Source organism: Duganella sp. Leaf61, assembly GCF_001421905.1.
In the GTDB taxonomy this organism is placed as follows: Bacteria; Pseudomonadota; Gammaproteobacteria; order Burkholderiales; family Burkholderiaceae_D; genus Rugamonas; species Rugamonas zoogloeoides.
The window spans coordinates 1-3,587 of record NZ_LMLM01000024.1 but is presented as its reverse complement, the minus strand read 5'-3'; the positions used below and the strand labels follow the sequence as shown (position 1 = coordinate 3,587).

Genomic DNA, 3,587 nt, shown 5'->3' with positions numbered 1-3,587 from the left:
TGCAAGGAATTGACTCCATTTTAGCGAAAGCTTGCAAATCCCAGCTACTGTTTTTCGATCTTTCGGCAGTGGAATCAAGCGGTTAGGATTTGTTCAGGCCCGACTATCTAGCTCAATGCGAAAGCGGAGGCGTAAGTGCTAGGTGACACCAAAATTGTGAAGGTAGCCTTAAGCGACTGAAATTTTGTCCTCCGGGAAGTTGTGCGCTATAGTGAAATTTTTTCTAATTGAATATTTTTTATGCGTTTCATAAAGCGAAACCCAATATATACCCCAGAGATACTTGGGGGCAAAAAGTTCAAAAAACAGATTCTTGAGGTCCAGGGGGCCGCTGCTCGAGGAGGCCAAGTTCGCGCAGATATCTATGATCTTGTAGAGCAGATACGCCCACACGCCTTCGGAGAGGTTCGTCAGCAATTTGACGATAAGTGCGCATATTGCGAAGCATCTGTGGGCGATCATGGTGGAATCGATTGGTTCCGGCCGCCGTTCGGCGCTGAAAGGGAAGATGGAACCGTTGACCAACTTCATTATGTTTGGCTTGTCGGCGTATGGGACAATTTGTATCTATGCTGCCAAGAGTGTGGCGCATACAAAAAAAATCGTTTCCCGGCGACATTCAATGCCCGATTTGGTGCAACCGTCAATCAAATGCGGCGAGACCACGAAGGGATATTAATTGATCCTTGTTGGGACCGCCCCGAGAATTTCTTTTTCTTGGATTCTCATGGAAATTTTCTTCCAAGACTGGACCGTGCGCATGCAACTATCCAGACTCTACAATTAAATAGAGAGTATCTTCGTGTCGACCGACGAGCAGCGCTTGGAAAATTTGTGGAAATTTGGAACTTCCAGGTAGACACATTGGGACAGGATAGACTAGGAAGGTTTGAAGAATTGCTTGAAGCACTCAATCACAGGGCTCCATTCGTGGGATGTCTCTATCTTCTTCTCTGGCAACTTTCTAAACCTGGAACAAAGAGGATGTTGAAACAAATTTTTGATGCTGGTCCGACTGAAGACACCCTCCGTTACCTTCTGAAAGGAATAGGGCCGCTATCACTACGCACTCTTGATCAGATACCTCAAGGCTCTCTTTTTAATGAAAGTGACTACTCAGTTGCAGCGAGTGATCTTAGTAGCGCCTTCCGTCCGATCAGAAAAATCACAATAGAGAACTTTAAAGGTATTCGAGCTCTGGAGTTGGAGATGCCTCGCTTCACAGATCAGAACTTTGCGGTTGTCGGAGAAAATGCGACGGGCAAGTCGAGTGTATTGCAAGCGATCGCGCTCGCGTTGGCAGGACCGAGAGAATCTAACCGAATAGTAAAAGATGCTCGTAGTTGTTTGTATGCCGGTGAGTTTGAGGGGCGCATTGTTGTCCAGTTTGAGGAAGAGAGTGACGTCAACGAGCTCATTTTCAATCTTGACTCGAATCGTTTTCAGGGAAGGGCTCAGCGTTCGGTGAAGGTCTTTGGGTATGGACCTTATCGCCTCTTGTCAAGAAGAGAAACCGGTCAGCGACAGCGTGGGAAAAGCGTGCGCTTACACTCTCTATTCGACGACGGCATCAGGCTAAATGGATATCATGGTTGGCTAGATTACCTTAACCCTCAACAGCGGTCAGACTTAGCAGAAGTACTGCAGTTACTACTTATCTCTCGAGATACTCAAGTCTCCGTCAACTCAAAAACTCTTAGCATTAGCACCAATGGACGTAGCCATCCAATCGCGTCTCTTTCATCGGGGATGCAGAGTGTTGTATCAATGTGTACGGACTTAGCGGAGGCGCTTTATGCTGGTGGGGACAGTGTACTAAGAGATGGATTCGTTTTGATCGTCGATGAGCTTGACGCTCATTTGCACCCTGCATGGCGCTTGGGCATTCTCGCGCGATTAAAACGTGCATTTCCCAATGCTCAGATTATCTTCAGTACCCATGATCCACTTACGTTGCGAGGAATGAAAGGATCTCAAATTCACATTTTAGCTCGGGACGAAGCGGGTGCTGTGAGCGAGACCTCGGTCGGTTATTCAGATGGCCAGAGTATTGACCAGATGCTGACGTCGCCGCTCTTCGGCCTATTTAGTACGAAGACCGCTGCGTGGGAGAAGCAATACAACGTTTATGTTGAACTACTTATAAAAAATGATCGTAATGCAGCTACAAACGCTGAGCGAGAAGAGCTGCGGCGGTTGACCGATGAGCTACACGCTGTCGGTGTGCTAGGGGATACCCCACGCGAACGTCTAATGTTTGAAGTCATAGACCGATATCTCGCGATAACTCCAAAGACCGTTGTAGAATGGGATGAACGTGTTTTAGACGAGCTTGCAAGATCTATTCAAATTCGTTTGGAATCTTCGTCGGAGGAAGGAACCAATGATTAGGCGAGATCGTACTCCAAATTCATGGCCAACTTCACTCAATCCCACTGGCCAAGATTACATTGATGAGTTCAATGCGAATCAGGAAAAAGTCGTCGGCAACGTAGCGAAGCCTTGGAAAAATTTGAGCAAGAGTTTAGTGTTCAAACTATATGCCAAGGATCACGATGTAAAGAAAGCCCTAAGCGATCTGTTTGGTAATAAATGTGCATACTGCGAATGCAGTTTGGACAATCAAGATTTGCACACTGAGCACTTCAGGCCAAAAGCTTCGGTCGACGCCATCGACAATCCGACGGGAGAAGGATATTGGTGGCTTGCAGCAGCGTGGGAGAATTTACTGCCCGCTTGCAATCATTGTAATCGGTCTCCTGGAACTGACCATGTTACGCTGGCACCCAGCATGTCCGGAAAAGGAAATCGATTCCCGCTGTTAGACGAAAGCCAACGTGCCAAGTCGCCCGGGCTTGAAGGCAATGAGAGGCCGAGTCTTATCGATCCAACTCTAGATGAGCCAGCGTCGTACATATCATTTACAGACTTTGGCGGATTGAATTTGGTCGATAAGGTCGCGAACGATCCGGCGTCGGATGAGTGGCGTCGGGCCGACGCCACTATTTCAATCTATGGACTCAATAGGGAGGGTCTTGCCCGTCGCCGAAACGAGTACTTAAAGCCGTTGAGGGTTTTATTACGAATCTATATCCGGGCAGTAGGTGTCTATAATGCTGTAGTGACTGAAAATCGCCTACCATTCGAGCAGGCGGCGGCCCGGGATGAGATGACCGCACTATGGGATGAAATCTTTGATACCTATCTTTCATCCGAAAGAAAGGAGTACCTCCACGCTGCCGTGAGCTGCATTGATGCCCAGTTTCATGCCGCAGGACTGAGTTTGAGCAGGCTTCTAAATGGCCAGCCTTTGTATCTGCCTGCCCATTGCCTTCGGTGACAACCTGCCGTCAGCTCACTGAGATCACGCCGCTTCTCAGCGGTGTGACGCCATCATCGATCAAATTACCAAGCAAGCTGTTGATAGTCGCGCAGGATTTCGGCGCCAAGGCATTTAGCTATTGATGAGGTGTACTGTAAATAGTCGGGCCTGAACAAATCCTAACCGCTTGATTCCACTGCCGAAAGATCGAAAAACAGTAGCTGGGATTTGCAAGCTTTCGCTAAAATGGAGTCAATTCCTTGCA

At 47.9% G+C, this 3,587-nt stretch carries 2 protein-coding genes; both read left to right on the top strand.

The features are described from left to right. Positions 1-240 precede the first annotated feature (240 nt). The gene (locus ASF04_RS26875) at positions 241-2,391 is read left to right on the top strand and encodes an AAA family ATPase (RefSeq protein WP_082488793.1); all 2,151 of its coding nucleotides are present in this window, start codon (positions 241-243) and stop codon (positions 2,389-2,391) included. Further along, entirely contained in the window at positions 2,384-3,340 is a 957-nt protein-coding gene (locus ASF04_RS27550; RefSeq protein ID WP_156368661.1) for a hypothetical protein, read from the top strand. Before ASF04_RS26875 ends, ASF04_RS27550 begins: the two co-directional genes overlap by 8 nt. Positions 3,341-3,587 lie beyond the last annotated feature (247 nt).

What these genes read in the sequence shown, in the direction of transcription:
- ASF04_RS26875 (WP_082488793.1), top strand. Translation starts at nt 241, where the DNA reads ATGCGTTTCATAAAGCGAAACCCAATATATACCCCAGAGATACTTGGG.
- ASF04_RS27550 (WP_156368661.1), top strand. Translation starts at nt 2,384, where the DNA reads ATGATTAGGCGAGATCGTACTCCAAATTCATGGCCAACTTCACTCAAT.